The organism is Serinicoccus kebangsaanensis (genome assembly GCF_008919445.1).
GTDB classification, from domain to species: Bacteria; Actinomycetota; Actinomycetes; order Actinomycetales; family Dermatophilaceae; genus Ornithinicoccus; species Ornithinicoccus kebangsaanensis.
Genome location: NZ_VSLG01000004.1, coordinates 212,858 through 232,396, shown reverse-complemented (window position 1 = coordinate 232,396; position 19,539 = coordinate 212,858). Strand labels below are relative to the sequence as shown.

The window sequence follows — 19,539 nt, the reverse complement described above, 5'->3', positions numbered from 1 at the left end:
GGTGCTCTCCCTACTCGTTGCCCGGGTGGTCCGGTCGCCCGCCCGAGGTCTGCTCCCCGGCCGCCGCGTCCTCGTCCTCGTCGCGGTGCGGCACGCCGAACCGAGAGAAGTCCTCGTCGGTGTCGGCGCCGTCCGACTCGTCCAGGGTGGCGACCGTGGTGCGGTCCTCGTGGTCGATCGGCTGACCACCCTCGGTCACGAAGGGGTGGTCGGCCGCGAGCTCGCCCTTCGCCAGCTCCTCGGTCGACCCGTCTCCCAGCTCACCGGAGGGGGTCCCCTCGCTCGTCGCGGCGTCGTCGCCGGTCTCGGCGTCGTCGGCGCCCTCGACGTCGAGGTGCCCGCCGTCCGTGCCGTCCGTGCCGTCTTCGTCGTCCTGCGCCGCCGCCCGCTCGGCCAGCTCGTCCTCGCTCAGCGGGTCCGGCACCAGCCAGACGGCACCCATCGGGGGCACCGTGATTAGGGCGGAGTGCGGCTGGCCCTGGTGCGGGTGGTCCACCGCCTCAACGAAGCCCAGGTTGCCCTGCCCCGACCCGCCGTAGGTGGTCGCGTCGGTGTTGAGGACCTCGCGCCACCGGCCGGCGTAGGGCAGCCCGACGTGCACCTGGTGGTGCGTCACGCCGCTGAAGTTGACGACCACCACCACCACCGGGCGGAGCCCGTCCGGCGACTCGTTGCCCCAGCGCAGGTAGGCATACTGGTTGCGCCCCGCGTCGTTGGCGTCCAGCCAGGCGAAGCCGTCCGCGTGGTGGTCGATCTGCCACAGCGCCGGCAGCTCGGCGTACAACCGGTTCAGGTCGCGGACCAGGGACTGGACACCCGCGTGCTCAGGGCGCTGGGTCAGCTCCCAGTCGAGCGAGCCGCCGTCGGCCCACTCCCGCGCCTGGGCGAACTCCGAGCCCATGAAGATCAGCTGCTTGCCCGGGTGGCTCCACTGGTAGGCGAGGAAGGCCCGCGTGGTCGCGAACTTCTGCCAGGCGTCCCCGGCCATCTTGCGCACCAGCGAGCCCTTGCCGTGCACGACCTCGTCGTGGCTGATCGGGAGGATGAACTTCTCGCTGAAGGCGTAGACCAGGGAGAACGTCACCGCGTGGTGCTGGTGCGCCCGGGCGAAGGGGGAGGCGCCCAGGTAGCCGAGCGTGTCGTGCATCCACCCCATGTTCCACTTGAAGCCGAAGCCCAGCCCGCCCTTGTCGGTCGGTGCCGTGACCCCGGGCCAGGAGGTGCTCTCCTCGGCGATGAGCACGACGCCGGGGGAGCGACGGTATGCCGTGGCGTTCGCCTCCTGCAGCAAGGCGACGGCCTCGAGGTTCTCCCGACCCCCGTGCCGGTTGGGGATCCACTGGCCCTCGTCCCGCGAGTAGTCCAGGTAGAGCATCGAGGCGACCCCGTCGACGCGCAGCCCGTCGGCGTGGAACTCCTCGAGCCAGTAGCTGGCGTTCGCCACGAGGAAGTTGCGCACCTCGGGCCGGCCGAAGTCGAAGATGTAGGAGCCCCACTCCGGGTGCCACCCCTTGCGCGGGTCGGGGTGCTCGTAGATCGGCGTGCCGTCGAAGCGCGCGAGCGCCCACGGGTCGGTGGCGAAGTGGCCGGGGACCCAGTCGAGGATGACGCCGACCCCGGCCTGGTGCAGCCGGTCGATGAGGTAGCGCAGCCCGTCCTCGTGGCCGAACCTGCTGTCGGCGGCGTAGTAGCCGGTGACGTGGTAGCCCCACGACCCGCCGTACGGGTGGTGCATGACGGGCATGAGCTCCACGTGGGTGAAGCCCATCTCCGCCACGTAGGGTACGAGCTGGTCGGCGATCTCGGTGTAGCCCAGACCCTTGCGCCAGCTGCCCAGGTGCACCTCGTAGATGCTCATCGGGCCGTGGTGGATGTCGCCGGCCGCGCGCGCCGCCATCCAGTCGGCGTCGCCCCACCGGTGGGTGCTGACGGTGACCACCGAGTTCGTGAAGGGGGGCACCTCGCTGGCCCGCGCCATCGGGTCGGCCTTGGCACGGCGGACGCCGTCCGGTCCGGTGATGTCGTACTTGTAGTGCGCACCCTCCCGGACGCCGGGGACGAAGAGCTCCCAGACCCCGACGTCGTCGTGCGCGCGCAGGGCGTGGGTCGCGCCGTTCCACCCGTTGAAGTCGCCCACGACGTGCACCGCCACCGCGTGCGGTGCCCACACCGCGAAGCGGGTGCCGGTCACCTCGCCGAGCTCGTCGCGCAGCGTCATGACGTGCGAGCCCAGGGCTCGCCACAGCTCCTCGTGCCGGCCCTCGCCGATGAGGTGCAGGTCGGTCCGACCCAGGCTCGGGCCGTGCCGGTAGGCCTCGTCCACCAGGTGGGTGCGCCCCCCGGTGGCCACCCTGAGCCGGTAGGCAGGCACGGTCTCGGTGGGCAGGACCGCCACCCAGATGCCGCCGGTCTCGTGCGCCATCGGCACGCGGGACCCGTCGGCGAGCAGCACCTCCACGCCCTGGGCCTCGGGCTGGAGGGTGCGGACCGTCACGTGGCCGTCGTGGGCGTGCGCGCCGAGCAGCGCGTGCGGGTTGCGGTGCAGCCCGTCCACCACGTCGGCGGCCTCGTCCAGGTCCAGCGGTGCGGTGTGCGGCGCCGCAGGCTCGGAGGGCTGCTCCAGCGGCCGGCGGGCGGCGGGTCGGCCGCTGACGACCTGCTCGGAGCCGGAGGCCTCCTCCCACGCCACGGCCCGTCGCACCTCCGGGTCGCCCTGCGGCTCGCCGGACCAGCCGCTGGCCAGCAGCGCCGGGCGGGTGCTCACCTCGATCTCCTCGCGGGGGCGGGCGGCCGGCGGGACCGTGCCGACCTGCATGTCCTCCGGCGGTGGGACGGGCGCGTGGGGATAGCCGCCCGAGGCGCTGACCCCGCCGGAGGCCGAGGTGGGGGCGATGCTGCCGCTCGCCGCCCGGCGGTCGCCGGTCGGAGGGTGCGCCAACGGGCCGTCGTGCCGCTCGACCTCGATCAGCGAGGCACCGTAGTCGTCGTCGGGGACGCTCGCCGAGGGCTGCTCCGACGCTGCGGCGTCCGGGGTGTCCGAGGGGGCCGCGGGGACGGCCTGCTCACCCGGGCCGCTCCCGGTGGCCTGGTCACGAGCGCTCTCGGCGGCCTCGTCCGGAGCCGGTGGTGCGTCGGCGCCGGTGCTGGATGAGGGGTCACTCGCGCGGGGCGTGTCGCTCGGGCTCACTGGGGTCTCCTTCGTCGCGCCGGCAGGTGGTTCGGTCGTGGGTGCCGCGCCGAGCAGCCGCTCCACGGCGCCGACCGGGATCGCGACCCAGTCGGGCCGGTTGCTGGCCTCGTAGCTCACCTCGTAGAGCGCCTTGTCCAGCTCCAGGGCGGCCAGCAGGGAGGCGTGCACGGTGCGCAGGTCCTCGCCGGCCTCGTCGGCGTAGCCGTCGAGGAAGGCCTCGCGCGCGGCCGCACCCCAGCCGCCCCGGTCGCCCGATCCGGCGAGGGTGGCGGAGGCTGCGGCGTAGTCGAACGAGCGCAGCATCCCGGCCACGTCCCGCAGCGCGAGGTCGGGCTCGCTGCGCTGCGCCAACGGGCGCAGCGGCTCCCCCTCGAAGTCCAGCAGCACCCAGCCCCGTCCGGGGGCGTCCAGCACCTGGCCCAGGTGGTAGTCACCGTGGACCCGCTGCAGGTCGGGCAGGTCGGAGGACTCCAGCTCGGCATACACGTCGAGCACCGGCGCGCGGTATGCCTCCAGCTCGGGGGCGTCCCGGAAGGCCTGCTCGGCGCGCGAGCGCATCTGCGCCACCAGCTCGGAGCGACGCTCGGCGCCGGGTCGGGTGCCGAAGGCCTCGCGCAGCACCGTGTGCACCGCGGCGGTCGCGGCACCCAGCGACCTGGCGCCCTCGGTGAAGTCCTCGTCGGCCCCGGCCGCGACGAGCGCGCGCCGCCAGGCGTCCTCGGTGCCGGGCAGGAACTCCTGCGCGAAGGCGAGATGCCCGTGCGCCTCGTCCCCGGTGGGGGACACCCAGCGTCCCTCGACGGCCCCGATGGGGTCGGGCACCTGCCGGGACCCTCCCTGGCTGACCGCCGTCTGGACCGTGACGTCCGGGTTCTCCCCGTCCTGCAGCACCCGGAAGACCTTGATGATGACCGGGCCGTCCTCGCCGTGCATGTCGACGATGATCGAGGTGTTCGACTGCTCGCCCGAGAGCACCCGGGAGGCGGCCAGGGCCGGCATCGGCCCCGGCGCCGCGATCCGGCGGGAGCGGGCGGCGGGGACCTCGTGGTCGGCATACATCTCGGACAGCAGGACGTGAGCGAAGACGGGGTCGTGGGTGGCGTCGTAGATGTAGCGCGTGCCGAGGTCGCTGTGCTCGGCGGTGGCGACGAGCGCGTGCTCGAGGAAAGGCACCGCCTCGGCGCGGTAGGTGAGCGGCACCTGGTAGACCACGGGCTCCGGGCCCGACTCGTCCACCAGGATGTGGTCCTCCAGGCCGACCTCGCCGTACGGGTCCTGCCACCGGATGCCCGACACACGACGCAGCCGGGGAGGCGCACCGGCGGCCGCCCGCTTGCCGCGGTACCACCGCTGGCGCGCGATCCAGCCAGGCAGGAACTCCTCGAACATCGGGCTCAGCGTGGCCATCAGACCTCCTTCTGCCCCGGCGTGGGGGGCGCGTCGGCGGCGGGAGCCTCTGCCGGCTGCGCGGGCGTGAGCCCCAGCCAGTAGAAGCCGCGAGATCCCAGGGTCAGGGTGATCGTGCCGTCCGCCGCCACGTCCGGGAAGTTCAGCCCGCCGAAGAGGTCGCGCACGTCCGCGCCGTGCAGCCGCTCCGGCAGCCGGACCGTCGTGGCCTGCGGCCGGGAGGTGAGGTTGTTGACGCAGAGCACCGCCGGGTGGCCGTCGCGCTCCTCGTCCTCCTCGCCCGCGGGCAGGACCCGCGCGAAGGCGAGCACGCCGTCGTTGTCCGCCTCGCACGGCTGGTAGTCGCCGAGGCCGAAGACCTCGTGCTGGGCGCGCACCTGGAGCATGCCCCGGGTCCAGTGCAGCAGCGAGGAGCCGCTCGCCATCTGGGCCTCCACGTTGACCCCGTTGTGGTGGTAGACGAGGGAGCTGATCACCGGGAGGTAGAGCTTGCCCGGGTCCGCCGTGGAGAAGCCGGCGTTGCGGTCCGGCGTCCACTGCATGGGGGTGCGCACGGCGTCGCGGTCGCTGAGCCAGATGTTGTCGCCCATGCCGATCTCGTCGCCGTAGTAGAGGCAGGGGGAGCCGGGCAGCGAGAGCAGCAGCGCGTTGATGAGCTCGATCTCCTCGCGCGAGTTGTCCAGCAGCGGGGCCAGGCGTCTGCGGATCCCGACGTTGGCCCGCATCCGCGGGTCGGGGGCGTACCAGCCGTACATCGCCGAGCGCTCCTCCCCGGAGACCATCTCCAGGGTGAGCTCGTCGTGGTTGCGCAGGAAGGTGCCCCACTGCGTGCCCTCGGGGATCCTCGGGGTCTCCTCCATCACCCGGATGATCGGCTCGGACTTCTCCTCGCGCAGCGAGTAGTACAGCCGCGGCATCACCGGGAAGTGGAAGCACATGTGGCACTCTGGCGCCTCGGGCGTGCCGTAGTAGTCCACGACCTCGGCGGGCATCTGGTTGGCCTCGGCGAGCAGCACCCGGCCCGGGTACTCCTCGTCGACCATGGCCCGCAGGTCCGCGAGGAACTCGTGCGTGCGGGGGAGGTTCTCGCAGTTGGTGCCCTCCTCCTCGAAGAGGTAGGGCACGGCGTCCAGCCGGAAGCCGTCGATCCCGAGGTCCATCCAGAACCGGACGACGTCGAACATCGCCTCCCGGACCGCCTCGTTCTCGAAGTTGAGGTCGGGCTGGTGGGAGAAGAACCGGTGCCAGAAGAACTGCCGGCGCACCGGGTCGAAGGTCCAGTTGGAGGTCTCGGTGTCGACGAAGATGATCCGGGCGTCGGCATACCTCTCGTCGGTGTCGGACCAGACGTAGAAGTCGCCGTAGGGGCCCTCGGGGTCGCTGCGGCTGGCCTGGAACCACGGGTGCTGGTCGCTGGTGTGGTTCATCACCAGGTCGGTGATGATCCGGATACCGCGGGCGTGCGCCTGGCTGATCAGCTCACGGAAGTCGGGCAGGGTGCCGAACTCGGGCAGCACCGCGGTGTAGTCCGCGACGTCGTAGCCGCCGTCCCGCAGCGGGGAGGCGTAGAACGGCGGGATCCACAGGCAGTCGACGCCGAGCCACTGCAGGTAGTCGAGCCGGTTCATGAGCCCGGTGAAGTCGCCGGACCCGGACCCGGTGGAGTCGTCGAAGGCCCGCACCAGGACCTCGTAGAAGACCGCCTTGCGGAACCAGTCGGGGTCGTTCCGCAGTCCCGGCTGGTGCAGGTTCAGCCCGCGCATCGTGCTCCCTCCTCAGACGGTCGTGACGTGGATGATGTGGACCGGCTCGTGGCCGTACCCGGGGCCGAGCTCGACGTAGGGCGCGTCGTCCCACCTCCAGGTGGCGCCGGTGACCAGGTCGTGGGCGACGAAGGCGTCGCCCCAGCTGAGCCCGAGAGCCGGCAGGTCGAGGTGCAGCCGAGAGGCGCGCACGGTGTAGGGGTCGAGGTTGGCCACGACGAGGACGGTGTCCTGCGCCGAGCCGTCCCCGGCGCCGCCCCCGTGCTTGGAGAAGACCACGATGTTCTCGTCCGAGGCGGCGTGGAAGGTGACGTTGCGCAGCCAGTGCAGGCTGGGGTGCTCGCGGCGGATCCGGTTGAGCATCGTGAGCCAGCCGCTCAGGTCCGGACGGCCGTCCTGCGGCTCGCCCCAGCGACGGTTCTTGTACTCGTACTTCTCGTTGTCGACGTGCTCCTCCGCGCCCGGCCGGGGCACGTCCTCGACGTGCTCGAAACCGGCATAGATGCCGTAGGTCGGCACCAGGGTGGCCGCGAGCGCCGAGCGCACGAGGTGCGCCGTGACGCCGCCGTTGCTCATGTAGGGCGTGAGGATGTCGTGCGTCGTGGGCCAGAAGGACGGGCGCATGTAGGGCGCGGTCTCGGTCGCCAGCTCGGTGACGTACTCCCGCAGCTCGGCCGCGGTGCTGCGCCAGGCGTAGTAGGTGTAGGACTGCTGGAACCCCACCTTGGCCAGGGTGCGCATCATCATCGGCTTGGTGAAGGCCTCGGCCAGCCAGATCACGTCCGGGTGGTCCTTCGCCACATCGGCGATGAGCCACTGCCAGAAGTTCACCGGCTTGGTGTGCGGGTTGTCCACCCGGAAGATCCGGACACCGTGGTCGATCCAGACCTGGATGACCCGCCGGATCTCGGCATACACCGCGTCCGGGGTGTTGTCGAAGAAGACGGGGTAGATGTCCTGGTACTTCTTCGGCGGGTTCTCCGCGTAGGCGATCGAGCCGTCCGCCCGGATCTGGAAGAACTCGGGGTGGCTGCTGGCCCACGGGTGGTCGGGCGAGGCCTGCAGCGCGATGTCCATCGCGACCTCCAGACCCAGCTCCTGCGCCCGGGCCACGAAGGCGTCGAAGTCGTCGAAGTCCCCGAGGTCGGGGTGCAGGGCGTCGTGACCGCCCTCGGCGGCGCCGATGGCGTAGGGCGAGCCGGGGTCCTCGTCGCTGCCACCGAGGGTGTTGTTCTTGCCCTTCTTGTTGGTGGAGCCGATCGGGTGGACGGGCGTGAGGTAGACGACGTCGAAGCCCATGTCCGCGATCGCCGGCAGCCGGCCCTGGGCGGTCGCGAAGGTCCCGCTCGTCCACAGCCCCGTGTCCGGGTCCTGGGTGGCGCCCTCGGAGCGGGGGAAGATCTCGTACCACGCCCCGGTGAGGGCGAGGGTGCGCTCCACCAGCAGGGTGTAGGACGGCGAGGCGCTGACCAGCTCGCGCAACGGGGTGCGCTCCAGCACCGCCTCCACCTGCGGGGACGTGCCCGCGTGCAGCCGCTCGTCGACGGGCAGGGCGCTGCGGCGGAGCCGGTCGATCGCCTCGCTCAGGACCGTGCTGTCGGCCTCGTCGTGCTCGTCGGCGTCCAGCGAGCGCTCCAGCACCCGGGCACCCTCCTCGAGCATCAGCTCGACGTCCACCCCCGCCTCGACCTTGACCGTGCCGTCGTGCTCCCAGGTGGCGTAGGGGTCGGACCAGCCCTCGACCCGGAACGTCCACACACCCTCGCGGTCGGCGTGCACCCGCGCCTCCCAGTGCGAGAGCCCGGGGTTGGTGCAGGTCATCGGGACGTGGTGCTCACCGCCGTCGGGGTCGACCAGGACGACGGTGGCGTTGACCGCGTCGTGGCCCTCGCGGAAGACCGTCGCGGTGACGGTGAAGACCTCTCCGACGACGGACTTGGTCGGTCGGCGGCCGCCGTCGACGACGGGCTCGACGTCGAGGACGGGGATCCTGCCCAACGGTTCCTGGCCCACGGCGGCCAGGGCCGAGCGGTCGATGCCGGAGGGGCTGTGGCCCCCGGGCGCGGGGGTGGGCGGTGCGGGCGTGGTCGAGTGCTCGGTCACCTGGCCAAACCTACAAGGCTTCCGCGCCGGAAACCACGTGCGGCCACCGTCGGTCGTGGGGGTCAGGAGGAGGCGGGCGGACGGGCGGTGCCCACGCCGGCGACCCGGCCGGTGAGCACCGTCAGGCTGGTGGCGCCGACGTCGACCGACCCGGTCGCCTCCACGGCGGTCCCCACCCGGGGCTCGGCCTCGCTCGAGAACCGCAGCTCCCACCCGACGACGCCGTCGATCTGCGGCAGGGCGAGCTCGGCGCGGTCGGTCCCCGCGTGCAGCAGCAGCGCGACAGCGGCCGGCTGGTCGTGGTGCAGGGTGTCGTGGACGGCGGTCAGCGTGGACCGGTGCGGGTCGTTCCACTGGTGCTCGCCCATCACCTGCCCGGACTCGTCGAACCACCGCAGCCGGGTGCGGCCGGGCAGGGCGTCGAAGCCGGCGAACTCCGGTGCGCGGAGCAGCGCGAGCTCCCGGCGCAGCCCGAGCAGCGCGGTCGTGTCGGTCAGCAGCTCCCGCTGCCAGGCGTCCAGCTCCCAGTCCACCCAGGTCAGCTCGGAGTCCTGGCAGTAGGCGTTGTTGTTGCCCTGCTGCGTCCGGCCCAGCTCGTCACCGGCCACCAGCATCGGCACCCCGGGGGAGAGCAGCAGCGTGCCGAGCAGGTTGCGCAGCGAGCGCCGCCGGTGCCGCTGCACCTCCGGGTCGGCGTCCGGCCCCTCGACGCCGTGGTTCCACGAGCGGTTGTCGCCGTGGCCGTCGCGGTTCTCCTCCCCGTTGGCCTCGTTGTGCTTGTGCTCGTATGCCGTGAGGTCGGCCAGGGTGTAGCCGTCGTGCGCCGTGACCAGGTTGACCGAGGCGATCGGTCCACGACCGCCGTGCGCGAACAGGTCGGCCGAGCCGGCGATGCGGGTGGCGAGCTCGCGGACCCCGTGACCGCTGTGGCCGTGCAGCCGACGGCCCACGTCGGCGAGCCAGAAGCTGCGTGCCGCGTCCCGGAACCGGTCGTTCCACTCGGCGAAGACGGCCGGGAACTGCCCGGTGCGCCACCCGTGGACGCCCACGTCCCACGGCTCGGCGATGAGCTTGACCCGGGACAGGACCGGGTCCGTCTCCAGGGCCACGTGGAAGGCGTGCTCCCGGTCGTAGGCGTCGTCCCGGCCGCGCGCCAGCGCCGGGGCGAGATCGAAGCGGAACCCGTCGACGTGGTAGTCCTCCACCCAGTGCCGCAGCGAGTCCAGCACCATCCGGGCGACCTGCGGCTCGCGCAGGTCGAGCGTGTTGCCGCACCCGGTGACGTCGATGTCCCGACCGCGGTCGTCCAGCCGGTAGTAGGTGCTGTTGTCCAGCCCGCGGAAGGACAACGTCGGACCGTTCCAGACCGACTGCTCGGCGGTGTGGTTGTAGACCACGTCGAGGATCACCTCGATGCCCGCCTCGTGCAGCGACCGGACGGCGCCCTTCACCTCGTCGACGACGCCCTGCGGGTCCTGGGCGGCGGCATACCGGGCGTGCGGTGCGAAGAACCCGAGGGAGTTGTAGCCCCAGTAGTTGACCAGGCCGCGGCCGACCAGCGCCGGCTCGGAGGTGAAGGCCTGGATCGGGAGCAGCTCGAGGCTGGTCACGCCGAGCCCGGTGAGGTGCTCGAGGACCGCGGGGTGGCCCAGGGCGGCGTAGGTGCCGCGGAGGTCCTCCGGGACGTCCGGGTGGAGCCGGGTCAGCCCCCGCACGTGCGCCTCGTAGAGCACCGTCTCGCTCCACGGCACGTCGGGGAGGGTGTCCTCGCCCCAGTCGAAGGCCTGCTGGTCGACCACCACGCTGCGCGGGACGGAGCCGGCCGAGTCCCGGTCGTCCAGGGTGTCCGGGTCGCTCCAGCCGTCCTCGCCCACGACGTGGCCGTAGACCTCCGGCCCCCAGGCGACCTCGCCCTCCACCGCCTGCGCGTAGGGATCGAGCAGCAGCTTGACGGGGTTGTGCCGGTGGCCCTGGTCCGGCGACCAGGGCCCGTGCACCCGGAAGCCGTAGCGCGTGCCCGGGACCAGCTCCGGCACCAGGTCCCACCAGATCCCGTGCGCGTTGCGCCGCAGCGGGATGCGCCGTTCCCCCTCCGGGCCGGACAGGCATACCTCCACAGCGGTCGCGTGCCGGGCCAGCACCGCGACCTCCGCACCGGTCTCGTGGTGGGTGAGGCCGAGCCGAGGCGGGCGCTCGATGCTCTGGCGCGGACGGATCCGGGCAGCCACCTCAGACCTCGCCAACTCTCGCCACGACGTCCATCACCTTCCGCTGGGGGCCACCCCAGAGGTGGGCTTCGAGCGCACCCTACCCAAGCGGTTCGCCCATCTGAGCCCGGTCCCTGACCTGGCGTGCTAGAAAGCAGGGACCGCGGGAGCGCCGCGGCGTCGACCGACCACGGGCCGGTGCGGAGGAGGTGTCGACCTGGTGAGTCCCACCGCCTCGTCCACCGTGCCGGAGCACGCCGACGCCGGCGTCGCCGTCTCGGTCGTGGTGCCGGTCTACGACGCCATGCCCTACCTGGAGACGCTGCTGCGCTCGCTGCTGGGGCAGGACCTCGACCCGGCGGCCTACGAGATCATCGCGGTGGACGACGGGTCGACGGATGCGGGCCCGCGCCTGCTCGACGACCTCGCGGCGGCCCACCCGCAGCTGCGGGTGGTGCACCAGGAGAACAGCGGGTGGCCCGGGATCCCGCGCAACCGGGGGCTGGCGCTGGCCCGGGGGCGGTACGTCTTCTTCGCGGACGCCGACGACGAGATGGGCAGCGAGGCGCTGCGGCGGCTGGTCGACTTCGCCGACGAGCACGGCAGCGACGTGGTGGTCCCGCGGATGGTGGGCGTGGGACGGTTCGCGCCCCACCTCTTCGGCCAGACCCAGGTCGACGCCGACCTCGAGGTCGTCTTCCGCACGCTCACGCCGCAGAAGCTCTTCCGCCGCAGCTTCCTGGAGCGTGAGCAGATCCGCTTCCCGGAGGAGAAGGTCCGGCTCGAGGACGGGATGATGCTGGCCCGGGCCTACCTGCTGGCGGGCCGGGTCTCGTATCTGGGCGGGTATGCCTTCTACCACCTCACCTCCCGCCGCGACCGGGGCAACATCAGCTCCCAGCCGGTGGACCCGGAGGGTTTCACCCGCTCGGTCGCGGAGGTGAGCCGGCTGGTGCGGGAGCACGACCAGGACCCGGACCGGGCCGACCGGATCGTGCTCGACCTCTACCGGCGCAAGTGCCTGAAGTGGTACCACCCGGAGCGGTGGAGCAGGACGTCCGCGGCGCGGCGGGAGCAGTTCGTCGCGGCCCACCGGCGCTTCCAGGACGCTCATGTCCCACCCGCTCTCGAGGAGCAGCTCGAGGAGCCCTTCCGCACCCAGTCGCGGCTGGTCCGCGCAGGTGACGTCGCCGGCTTGACCACGGCCCGGCGCGCAGGTCTGGACCAACCGTTGGCCGCCGCCCGCGTGGTGCGGGCGGCCTGGCGCAGGTTCGGGGGTCTGCGGCTGGTGCTCGAGGTGCACGGTGCCCGCGCGGGTCGCGGGTCGCGACCCCTGGAGCTGACCCTCCGCACCCGTGGCGAGGACTCCATGACGAGGGTGGCCCTGGGTCGGCCGCGCCGCGTGGACGAGCAGGAGGGGAGGCCGGCGGTGTCCGTCTTCGAGGTGACGCTGCCCCGTGCGGCGGTCTCCGCCCGCGCCCGGACCGTCGTCGACCTGCACGTCCAGGTCGCGGGGGAGCAGACGACGGAGAGGGTGCGGCTGGCCGCGCCGCTGCTGTCCGTGCTCCCCGCCGCCCGGCGCCGGGCGCGCGCCTACAGCACGGTGCAGGGCAACTTCAGCATCCAGGTGGGGTGAGGGTGGTCGGGGCCGGGGCGCCCGCAACGCGCTGAGCCGTTACGTTGGAGGTATGAGTGATCCCACCTCGCTTCCGAACTTCCCGCCCCCGCCGCAGGAGCACCCGCTGACCGGGCGGGTCCTCGACGCGCTGCAGGACCTGCAGATGTCGCCCAACCTGGACAAGGCCGGTGACGTCTCTTTCGAGGTCCAGGGTCAGAAGCTGTTCGTCAAGGTGATCCAGGGCGAGCAGTTCGACATCATGCGCGTCTTCGGCCAGTGGCAGGTCGCGAGCAGCGTGCCGGACGAGCTGCTCACCCGCCTCAACGGCTGCAACGACGTGACGCTGGGGGTCAACCTGGTCAAGGCGGGCATCGCCAGCGGCAACCTGGTGCTCGCCGTGGAGCAGATCATCGCCCGCACGGAGCCGCCCAAGGCCAAGCTCCAGATCGCGACCGGGCTGCTGCTGCAGGCCCTGCAGCTGTGGCACCGCAACGTCATCGCCAAGTCGCAGGCCGAGCAGGGGCTGGAGCCCGAGCTGCCCGAGGGGGCACCGGAGGGGACCGAGGTCGGGCCGTGGCTCTCCGTCGGCCCGCAGGGCTCGAGCGGTGGGCAGCAGGAGGGAGGCGACGCCTCGGGTGGCGGCACGCCGGAGGGGCAGTCGTGACCCGGACGGTCGCCACGGCCAGCGACTTCGTCCGCGTCGAGATCGACGGCGGCGTCGCGACGATCCGGGTCGACCGGCCGAAGATGAACCCGCTCTCGATCGAGGTGCAGGACGCGCTCGGGGAGGCGGCGGGGATCGTCTCCACCGACGCCGAGGTCTCGGCGGTGATCCTCTACGGCGGGGAGAAGGTCTTCGCCGCCGGGGCGGACATCAAGGAGATGCAGGACATGTCCTACACCGACATGGTGGAGCGGGCACCGGTCATCCAGGAGTGCTTCACCGCGGTGGCCCGGATCCCCAAGCCGGTGGTCGCCGCCATCGAGGGGTATGCCCTCGGCGCCGGCAACGAGCTGGCCCTGTGCGCCGACTTCCGGGTGGCCGCCTCCGACGCCCGGCTCGGCCAGCCCGAGATCCTGCTCGGGGTCATCCCCGGTGCGGGTGGCAGCCAGCGGCTGGCCCGCCTCGTCGGCGTCTCGAGGGCCAAGGACCTCGTCTTCTCCGGGCGTATGGTCGAGGCCGACGAGGCCCACGACATGGGCATGGTCGACCGCGTCGCCGAGCCGGGCCAGGCATACCAGGTGGCGCAGGAGATGGTGGCCCGCTACGTCGGCGGGCCCGCCTTCGCGCTGCGCGCGGCCAAGGAGGCCATCGACCGCGGCCTGGACAACGACCTGGAGACCGGGCTGGCGATCGAGGCGATGCAGTTCGCCGGGGTCTTCGCCACCCAGGACCGCGAGATCGGCATGACGTCCTTCGTGCAGGACGGCCCCGGGAAGGCCCGCTTCACCGGCCGCTGACCACCGAGCGTCGCTCGTGGTTGCCTCACGCCCGACCGAGCGTCGCGTGTGGTTGGCTCACGCCCGACCGAGCGTCGCTTGTGGTTGGCTCACGCCCGACCGAGCGTCGCGTGTGGTTGGTTCACGCCCGACCGAGCGTCGCTTGTGGTTGTCGCCAGCCTCGCTTCCAACCACACGCGACGCCCGGTGGGTCTCTACGTGTCCACGAGCGACGCTCGGTGGGTCGCTGGGTGTCCACGCGCGACGCCCGGTGGGATTCAAGGACACTGACTAGTTGACAAGCCTGACTAGTCAGATACATGATCTAGTCATGGAATCAGATCAGTGGCCGAGCGAGTGGCTGCGGGGAGTGCTCGGGGTGTGCGTGCTGCGCATCCTGCTCGACGGCCCCAGCTACGGCTATGCCATCACCCAGCGTCTCGAGCAGGCAGGCCTGGGCAAGGTCAAGGGAGGCACGCTCTACCCGCTGCTCTCCCGGCTCGAGGACGCCGGGCACGTCGCGGTCGAGTGGCGTCCCGGCGAGGGCGGCCCCGGCCGCAAGTTCTTCGCGCTGACCGAGCAGGGCCGAGGGCACGCGCAGGAGCAGACCGCCCGCTGGGCCGACTTCACCACCACCACCCGGGGGCTGCTCGATCGTGCCCTCGCCGCACCTGGAAGCGAGTGAGACGATGAACGCCACGCACCACAGACCCAGCGCCAAACCCGAGCGACTCGCCCCGAGCGTCGACCCCGCATGGGTCCGCGACTTCGTGGTCGAGCAGCGGCTCCGCGGTGTCGGCGCCCGCCAGATCGGCGACGCACTGGTCACCGTCGAGAGCCACGTGCGGGAGTCCGGGGAGTCGGCGACCGAGGCCTTCGGCGATCCGGCGGAGTATGCCCGTGCGCTCCCCGCGGGGACCGAGTGGACCCTGAACGGTCGGACCGTCCTCGAGCTGCTCCTCGGGCTGGTGGGCATGCTGCTCGTCACGCGGGCCTTCAGCGAGTGGCTGGCGGGCGAGGCGGTCCGCGTCACCACGGGCGACCTCGCCACCGCGGCCCTGCTGGCGGTCTTCGTCGGCGCCCTGCTGCTCCGGGCGACGCCGGTGCTGCGCCTGGTCGTGGAGCGGCCGGTCCTCGCCTGGGGTCTCGCCCTGGTGCCGCTGGTGGCCTTCGTGGCCGTCCGGCTGCTGCTGCGGACCGAGCTGTTCACGCTGCCGGTCGCGCTGGTCGCGGTCGTCGGCGCGCTGGCGCTCGCGACCTCCAGCGCGATGGCCTGGGCCAGCACCGGCGAGGAGGAGATCACCGGGCCGGGTGAGCCGGTGCGGCGCAGCCGGACCTCCCGCCGGGTCGGCGTGCTGCTCTACCCGGTCCTCACCCTGGGTCTGATGGCGCTCAGCTGGGTGCCGACGCTCTTCGGCTGAGCGGCCAGGCATACCCGATTGGCTTGACGCAAACGTCAAGTGCCAAGATGGGGCCAACGACCCACCCACAACCACGAGGACGTGAGCAGTGAACATCGTCGTCTGTGTGAAGTACGTGCCGGACGCCCAGGGCGACCGCGCCTTCGAGGCCGACCACACCACGGACCGTGAGGCGGTCGACGGGCTCCTCTCCGAGCTGGACGAGTATGCCGTCGAGGAGGCGCTGAAGATCGTCGAGGCGGGCGAGGGCGAGGTGACCGTGCTCACCATGGGCCCGGAGGACGCCGCCACGGCCGTGAAGAAGAGCCTGCAGATGGGCGCCGACAAGGGTGTGCACGTGCTCGACGACGCGATCGCCGGCTCCGACTCGGTCGCCACCTCGCTGATCCTGGCCGAGGCCATCCGCAAGATCGGCGACGTCGACCTCGTGCTGACCGGCCTGGCCTCGACCGACGGCGTGATGTCGGTCGTGCCGGCGATGCTCGCCGAGCGATTGGGTATGCCGCAGGTCACCTTCGCCTCCGAGCTCACGGTCGAGGACGGGTCGGTGACGATCCGGCGTGACAACGAGGCCTTCTCCGAGACCGTCGAGGCCAGCCTGCCCGCCGTCGTCTCGGTCACCGACCAGATCAACGAGCCGCGCTACCCCTCGTTCAAGGGGATCATGGCCGCCAAGAAGAAGCCGGTCGAGACGTGGGGCCTGGCCGACCTCGGCGTCGACGTCGCCCACGTCGGTCTCGGCGCCTCCTGGACCATGGTCACCGACACGCAGGCCCGCCCGCCCCGCGAGGCCGGCCAGGTCGTCACCGACGAGGGCCAGGGGGGCGAGGCGCTCGCCCAGTTCCTCGCCGACCGCCGGCTCGCCTGACCCGACCAGACACATACCAAGGAGTCATCCGACATGAGTGAAGTCCTCGTCCTGGTCGACCACGTCGACGGAGCCGTCCGCAAGACCACCGCCGAGATGCTGACCGCCGCCCGACGCCTCGGCGAGCCGTCGGCCGTCTTCGTCGGGCAGGGGTATGCCGCGGCCAAGGACGACCTGGCGCGGTACGGCGCGGCGACGGTCTACCTCGCCGAGGACGCCGTCTTCACCGACCACCTGGTCGCCCCGGTCGCCGAGCTGCTCGCCGAGCTGGTCTCGCGCACCTCGCCGGCCGCGGTCCTCATCGCCTCTACCAACGACGGCAAGGAGGTCGCGGGGCGGCTGGCGATCAAGACCGGCTCCGGCATCGTCACCGACGCGGTCGACGTCCAGCAGGTCGACGGTGGCGTGGGCACGACCCAGTCCGTCTTCGCCGGGAACTACACGGTCACCACCACGGTGACCAAGGGCACCCCCGTCGTCACCGTCAAGCCCAACAGCATCGCGGCCGAGGAGGCCCCGGCGACCCCGTCCGAGGAGTCCGTCTGGGTCGAGGTCTCCGAGGGTGCGCGTGCCGCCCGGGTGACGGCGCGTGCGGAGAAGGAGAAGTCGGACCGCCCGTCGCTGACCGAGGCCGCGATCGTGGTCTCCGGAGGGCGCGGCACCGCCGGCGACTTCGGCCCGGTCGAGGCCTTCGCGGACGCGCTGGGCGCGGCCGTCGGCGCCTCCCGCGCCGCGGTGGACGCCGGCTGGTACCCCCACTCCCACCAGGTCGGTCAGACCGGGGTCTCGGTCTCCCCGCAGCTCTACGTCGCGGCCGGCATCTCCGGCGCGATCCAGCACCGCGCCGGCATGCAGACCTCCAAGACGATCGTGGCGGTGAACAAGGACGAGGAGGCCCCGATCTTCGAGCTCGTCGACTTCGGCATCGTCGGCGACCTCTTCACCGTCCTCCCGCAGGCCACCGACACGGTGCAGCAGAGCAAGGGCTGAGCCCGACGGCGGCGCGGCGACCGCTGGGCAGGTCTGTGCCACTCCGCCTCGTGGCTGGGCAAGGTTGTGCACCGGATGCACGGTCGACGACGCTGCCTCCGGTGCACAACCTTGCCCAGGGGCGAAAGGCTTGGGTGTCCCCACGGCGACCTGCGCCTCGTAGACTGGGGCGCTGTCATGTCTGCGCCCGCACCTCCCCGCGTCTACCTCGACCACGCCGCCACCACGCCGGTGCTGGACGAGGTGATCGAGGTCGTCACCCGGGAGATGCGCCGGACCGGCAACGCCAGCTCGCTGCACGACCCGGGGCGCCGTGCCCGCAGGGTGGTCGAGGAGTCGCGCGAGCAGATCGGTGAGGCCCTGGGGGTCCGTCCCTCGGAGGTGATCTTCACCTCGGGCGGCACCGAGGCCGACAACCTGGCGGTCAAGGGCACGTATGCCGCCCGCCGCGACGCTGACCCGCGTCGCGACCGGCTCGTGGTCGCCGGCATCGAGCACCACGCGGTGCTCGACCCGGTCGAGCACCTGGTGGAGCACGCGGGCGCGCGGGTCACCTGGGTGGAGCCGGACGCCGAGGGCCGGATCGGCGCCGACGCGCTGCAGGCGGCGCTGGACGCCGACGGCGGTCCCGGGACCGCCGCGCTGGTGAGCGTCATGTGGGCCAACAACGAGGTCGGGACGGTCCTGCCGGTGCCCGACCTGGCCCCGCTCGCGCGGGCGCACGGCATCCCGTTCCACTCCGATGCGGTCCAGGCCCTGGGTCAGGTGCCGCTGGACCTGGGCCAGGTCGACCTCGGCGTCGTGACCGGGCACAAGGTGGGTGGGCCGCTCGGTGCCGGGGTGCTCACCGCCGGTCGCGACCAGGCCCCCGTGCCGCTCACCCACGGTGGTGGGCAGGAGCGCGGGCTGCGCTCCGGCACGCTCGACACCCCGGCCATCGCCGGCCTGGCCACCGCCATCACCCACGCCACGGAGCGCGGGGCCGAGCACGCGGCATACCTCGGCGGGTTGCGGGACGCGCTGATCACCGGCGCGCTGGCGCTCGACCCGGGCATCACCGTCTCCGGGCCGTGGACCCCCGGCGACACGAGCACCCGGCTGCCCGGCAACGTCCACCTGCGCGTCCCCGACTGCGAGGGCGACTCGTTGCTCTACCTGCTCGACGCCGCCGGCATCGCCTGCTCGACCGGCTCCGCCTGCCAGGCCGGCGTGCCCCGCCCGAGCCACGTGCTGCTCGCCATGGGCGTGCCCGAGGCGCAGGCCCGGGGGGCGCTGCGCCTCACCCTGGGGCACGGCTCCACCCAGGCCGACGTCGACGCCGTCCTCGCCGCGCTCCCACCCGCCCTGGAGCGCGCCCGCCGCGCCCACGCGGCCAGCCGCCCCTCGGCCGGCGCGAGGAGCGCCTGATGCGCGTCGTCGCCGCGATGAGCGGAGGCGTCGACTCCGCCGTCGCCGCCGCCCGCATGCTCGACGCCGGCCACGAGGTGGTCGGCGTCCACCTGGCGCTGGCCCAGTCCGCCGCGACGCTGCGCGAGTCGGCCCGCGGCTGCTGCACCCTCGAGGACGCCGGCGACGCCCGTCGGGTCGCGGACCGGCTCGGCATCCCGTTCTACGTCTGGGACATGGCCGAGCGCTTCCGCGAGGACGTGGTGGAGGACTTCGCGCGGGAGTACGCCGCCGGCCGCACCCCCAACCCGTGCCTGCGCTGCAACGAGAAGATCAAGTTCGCCGCGCTGCTGGACAAGGCGCTGGCGCTCGGCTTCGACGCCGTCGCCACCGGCCACTACGCCCAGATCGAGGAGCAGCAGGACGCCGGCGCCGCGGGCGGGATCCGGCGCGAGCTGCACCGGGCCGTGGACGAGGCGAAGGACCAGTCCTACGTGCTCGGGGTGCTCGACGCCGACCAGCTCGCCCGGAGCTTCTTCCCGCTCGGCGACACCACCAAGCCGCAGATCCGCGAGGAAGCACGGCGGCGAGGCTTCTCGGTGGCCAAGAAGCCGGACAGCCATGACATCTGCTTCATCGCCGACGGCGACACCCGCGGCTACCTCGCGAAGCGGCTGGGCGAGCGACCGGGCCCGATCGTCGACACCGACGGCGAGGTCCTCGGCGAGCACGGCGGGGCGCACGGCTACACCGTGGGGCAACGGCGCGGTCTCGGGCTCAGGGTCCCGCCGGCCGACGGCAGCCCGAGGTATGTCGTCTCCACCGACACCACGACCAACACCGTGGTCGTCGGCCCGGAGGAGCTGCTCGGGGTGGACCTCATCGACGCCGACCACCTGCGGTGGTGCGGCCCGGCCCAGGCGGTCGGGGTCGAGCTCGAGCTCGGCGCGCAGATCCGCGCGCACGGCCGGGAGTACCCTGCGAGGGTGAGCGTGGGGGACGAGGGGGGCGACGGCATACCGGCGCGGGTCCGGGTGCGCCTGGCCGAGCGGGTGCGCGGGGTGGCCCCCGGCCAGTCGGTGGTGCTCTACGACGGCACCCGGGTGGTGGGCTCGGCCACCATCGCCAGCACGGGACGGGCCTGAG

General features: G+C 72.6%; 13 protein-coding genes. 9 read left to right on the top strand and 4 right to left on the bottom strand.

The window, feature by feature from the left end:
* Window positions 1–10 precede the first annotated feature (10 nt).
* The 4 genes from glgB to glgX form a co-directional block, all read right to left on the bottom strand.
* The gene (glgB, locus tag FXF60_RS06765; protein WP_192796640.1) at window positions 11–4,597 is read right to left on the bottom strand and encodes a 1,4-alpha-glucan branching protein GlgB; all 4,587 of its coding nucleotides are present in this window, start codon (window positions 4,595–4,597) and stop codon (window positions 11–13) included.
* A complete protein-coding gene (treS, locus tag FXF60_RS06760; protein WP_151524791.1) occupies window positions 4,597–6,360 on the bottom strand; it encodes a maltose alpha-D-glucosyltransferase in 1,764 nt (587 codons plus the stop codon). Before treS ends, glgB begins: the two co-directional genes overlap by 1 nt.
* 12 nt (window positions 6,361–6,372) lie before the next feature.
* Window positions 6,373–8,463 carry a maltotransferase domain-containing protein gene (locus tag FXF60_RS06755; RefSeq protein ID WP_151524789.1) on the bottom strand — a complete coding sequence of 697 codons (2,091 nt, stop codon included), beginning with the start codon at window positions 8,461–8,463 and terminating at the stop codon, window positions 6,373–6,375.
* Between the two features lie 62 nt (window positions 8,464–8,525).
* Entirely contained in the window at window positions 8,526–10,691 is a 2,166-nt protein-coding gene (glgX, locus tag FXF60_RS06750; RefSeq protein ID WP_151524787.1) for a glycogen debranching protein GlgX, read from the bottom strand.
* 199 nt (window positions 10,692–10,890) lie between these two features.
* On the opposite strand from glgX, the gene FXF60_RS06745 reads away from it, so the two are divergent.
* The 9 genes from FXF60_RS06745 (at window position 10,891) to mnmA (ending at window position 19,538) form a co-directional block, all read left to right on the top strand.
* Entirely contained in the window at window positions 10,891–12,306 is a 1,416-nt protein-coding gene (locus FXF60_RS06745; protein ID WP_151524785.1) for a glycosyltransferase family 2 protein, read from the top strand.
* 52 nt (window positions 12,307–12,358) lie between these two features.
* Window positions 12,359–12,952: a hypothetical protein gene (locus FXF60_RS06740; protein ID WP_192796639.1), complete on the top strand. Its 594-nt coding sequence runs from the start codon at window positions 12,359–12,361 to the stop codon at window positions 12,950–12,952.
* Entirely contained in the window at window positions 12,949–13,749 is an 801-nt protein-coding gene (locus tag FXF60_RS06735; RefSeq protein ID WP_151524783.1) for an enoyl-CoA hydratase/isomerase family protein, read from the top strand. Before FXF60_RS06740 ends, FXF60_RS06735 begins: the two co-directional genes overlap by 4 nt.
* A gap of 310 nt (window positions 13,750–14,059) precedes the next feature.
* Window positions 14,060–14,413 carry a PadR family transcriptional regulator gene (locus FXF60_RS06730; protein ID WP_151524781.1) on the top strand — a complete coding sequence of 118 codons (354 nt, stop codon included), beginning with the start codon at window positions 14,060–14,062 and terminating at the stop codon, window positions 14,411–14,413.
* Window positions 14,414–14,417: 4 nt separating this feature from the next.
* A complete protein-coding gene (locus tag FXF60_RS06725; protein ID WP_151524779.1) occupies window positions 14,418–15,149 on the top strand; it encodes a hypothetical protein in 732 nt (243 codons plus the stop codon).
* A gap of 88 nt (window positions 15,150–15,237) precedes the next feature.
* Window positions 15,238–16,017, top strand: a complete 780-nt coding sequence (locus FXF60_RS06720) for an electron transfer flavoprotein subunit beta/FixA family protein (RefSeq protein WP_151524777.1) — start codon at window positions 15,238–15,240, stop codon at window positions 16,015–16,017.
* Between the two features lie 33 nt (window positions 16,018–16,050).
* Window positions 16,051–17,007 (top strand): electron transfer flavoprotein subunit alpha/FixB family protein, encoded by a 957-nt coding sequence (locus tag FXF60_RS06715; protein WP_151524775.1) that lies wholly within the window; start codon window positions 16,051–16,053, stop codon window positions 17,005–17,007.
* A gap of 75 nt (window positions 17,008–17,082) precedes the next feature.
* Window positions 17,083–18,414 carry a cysteine desulfurase family protein gene (locus tag FXF60_RS06710; protein WP_437440854.1) on the top strand — a complete coding sequence of 444 codons (1,332 nt, stop codon included), beginning with the start codon at window positions 17,083–17,085 and terminating at the stop codon, window positions 18,412–18,414.
* Window positions 18,414–19,538, top strand: a complete 1,125-nt coding sequence (mnmA, locus tag FXF60_RS06705) for a tRNA 2-thiouridine(34) synthase MnmA (RefSeq protein ID WP_151524770.1) — start codon at window positions 18,414–18,416, stop codon at window positions 19,536–19,538. The genes FXF60_RS06710 and mnmA overlap by 1 nt, the downstream gene beginning before the upstream one ends.
* Window position 19,539 lies beyond the last annotated feature (1 nt).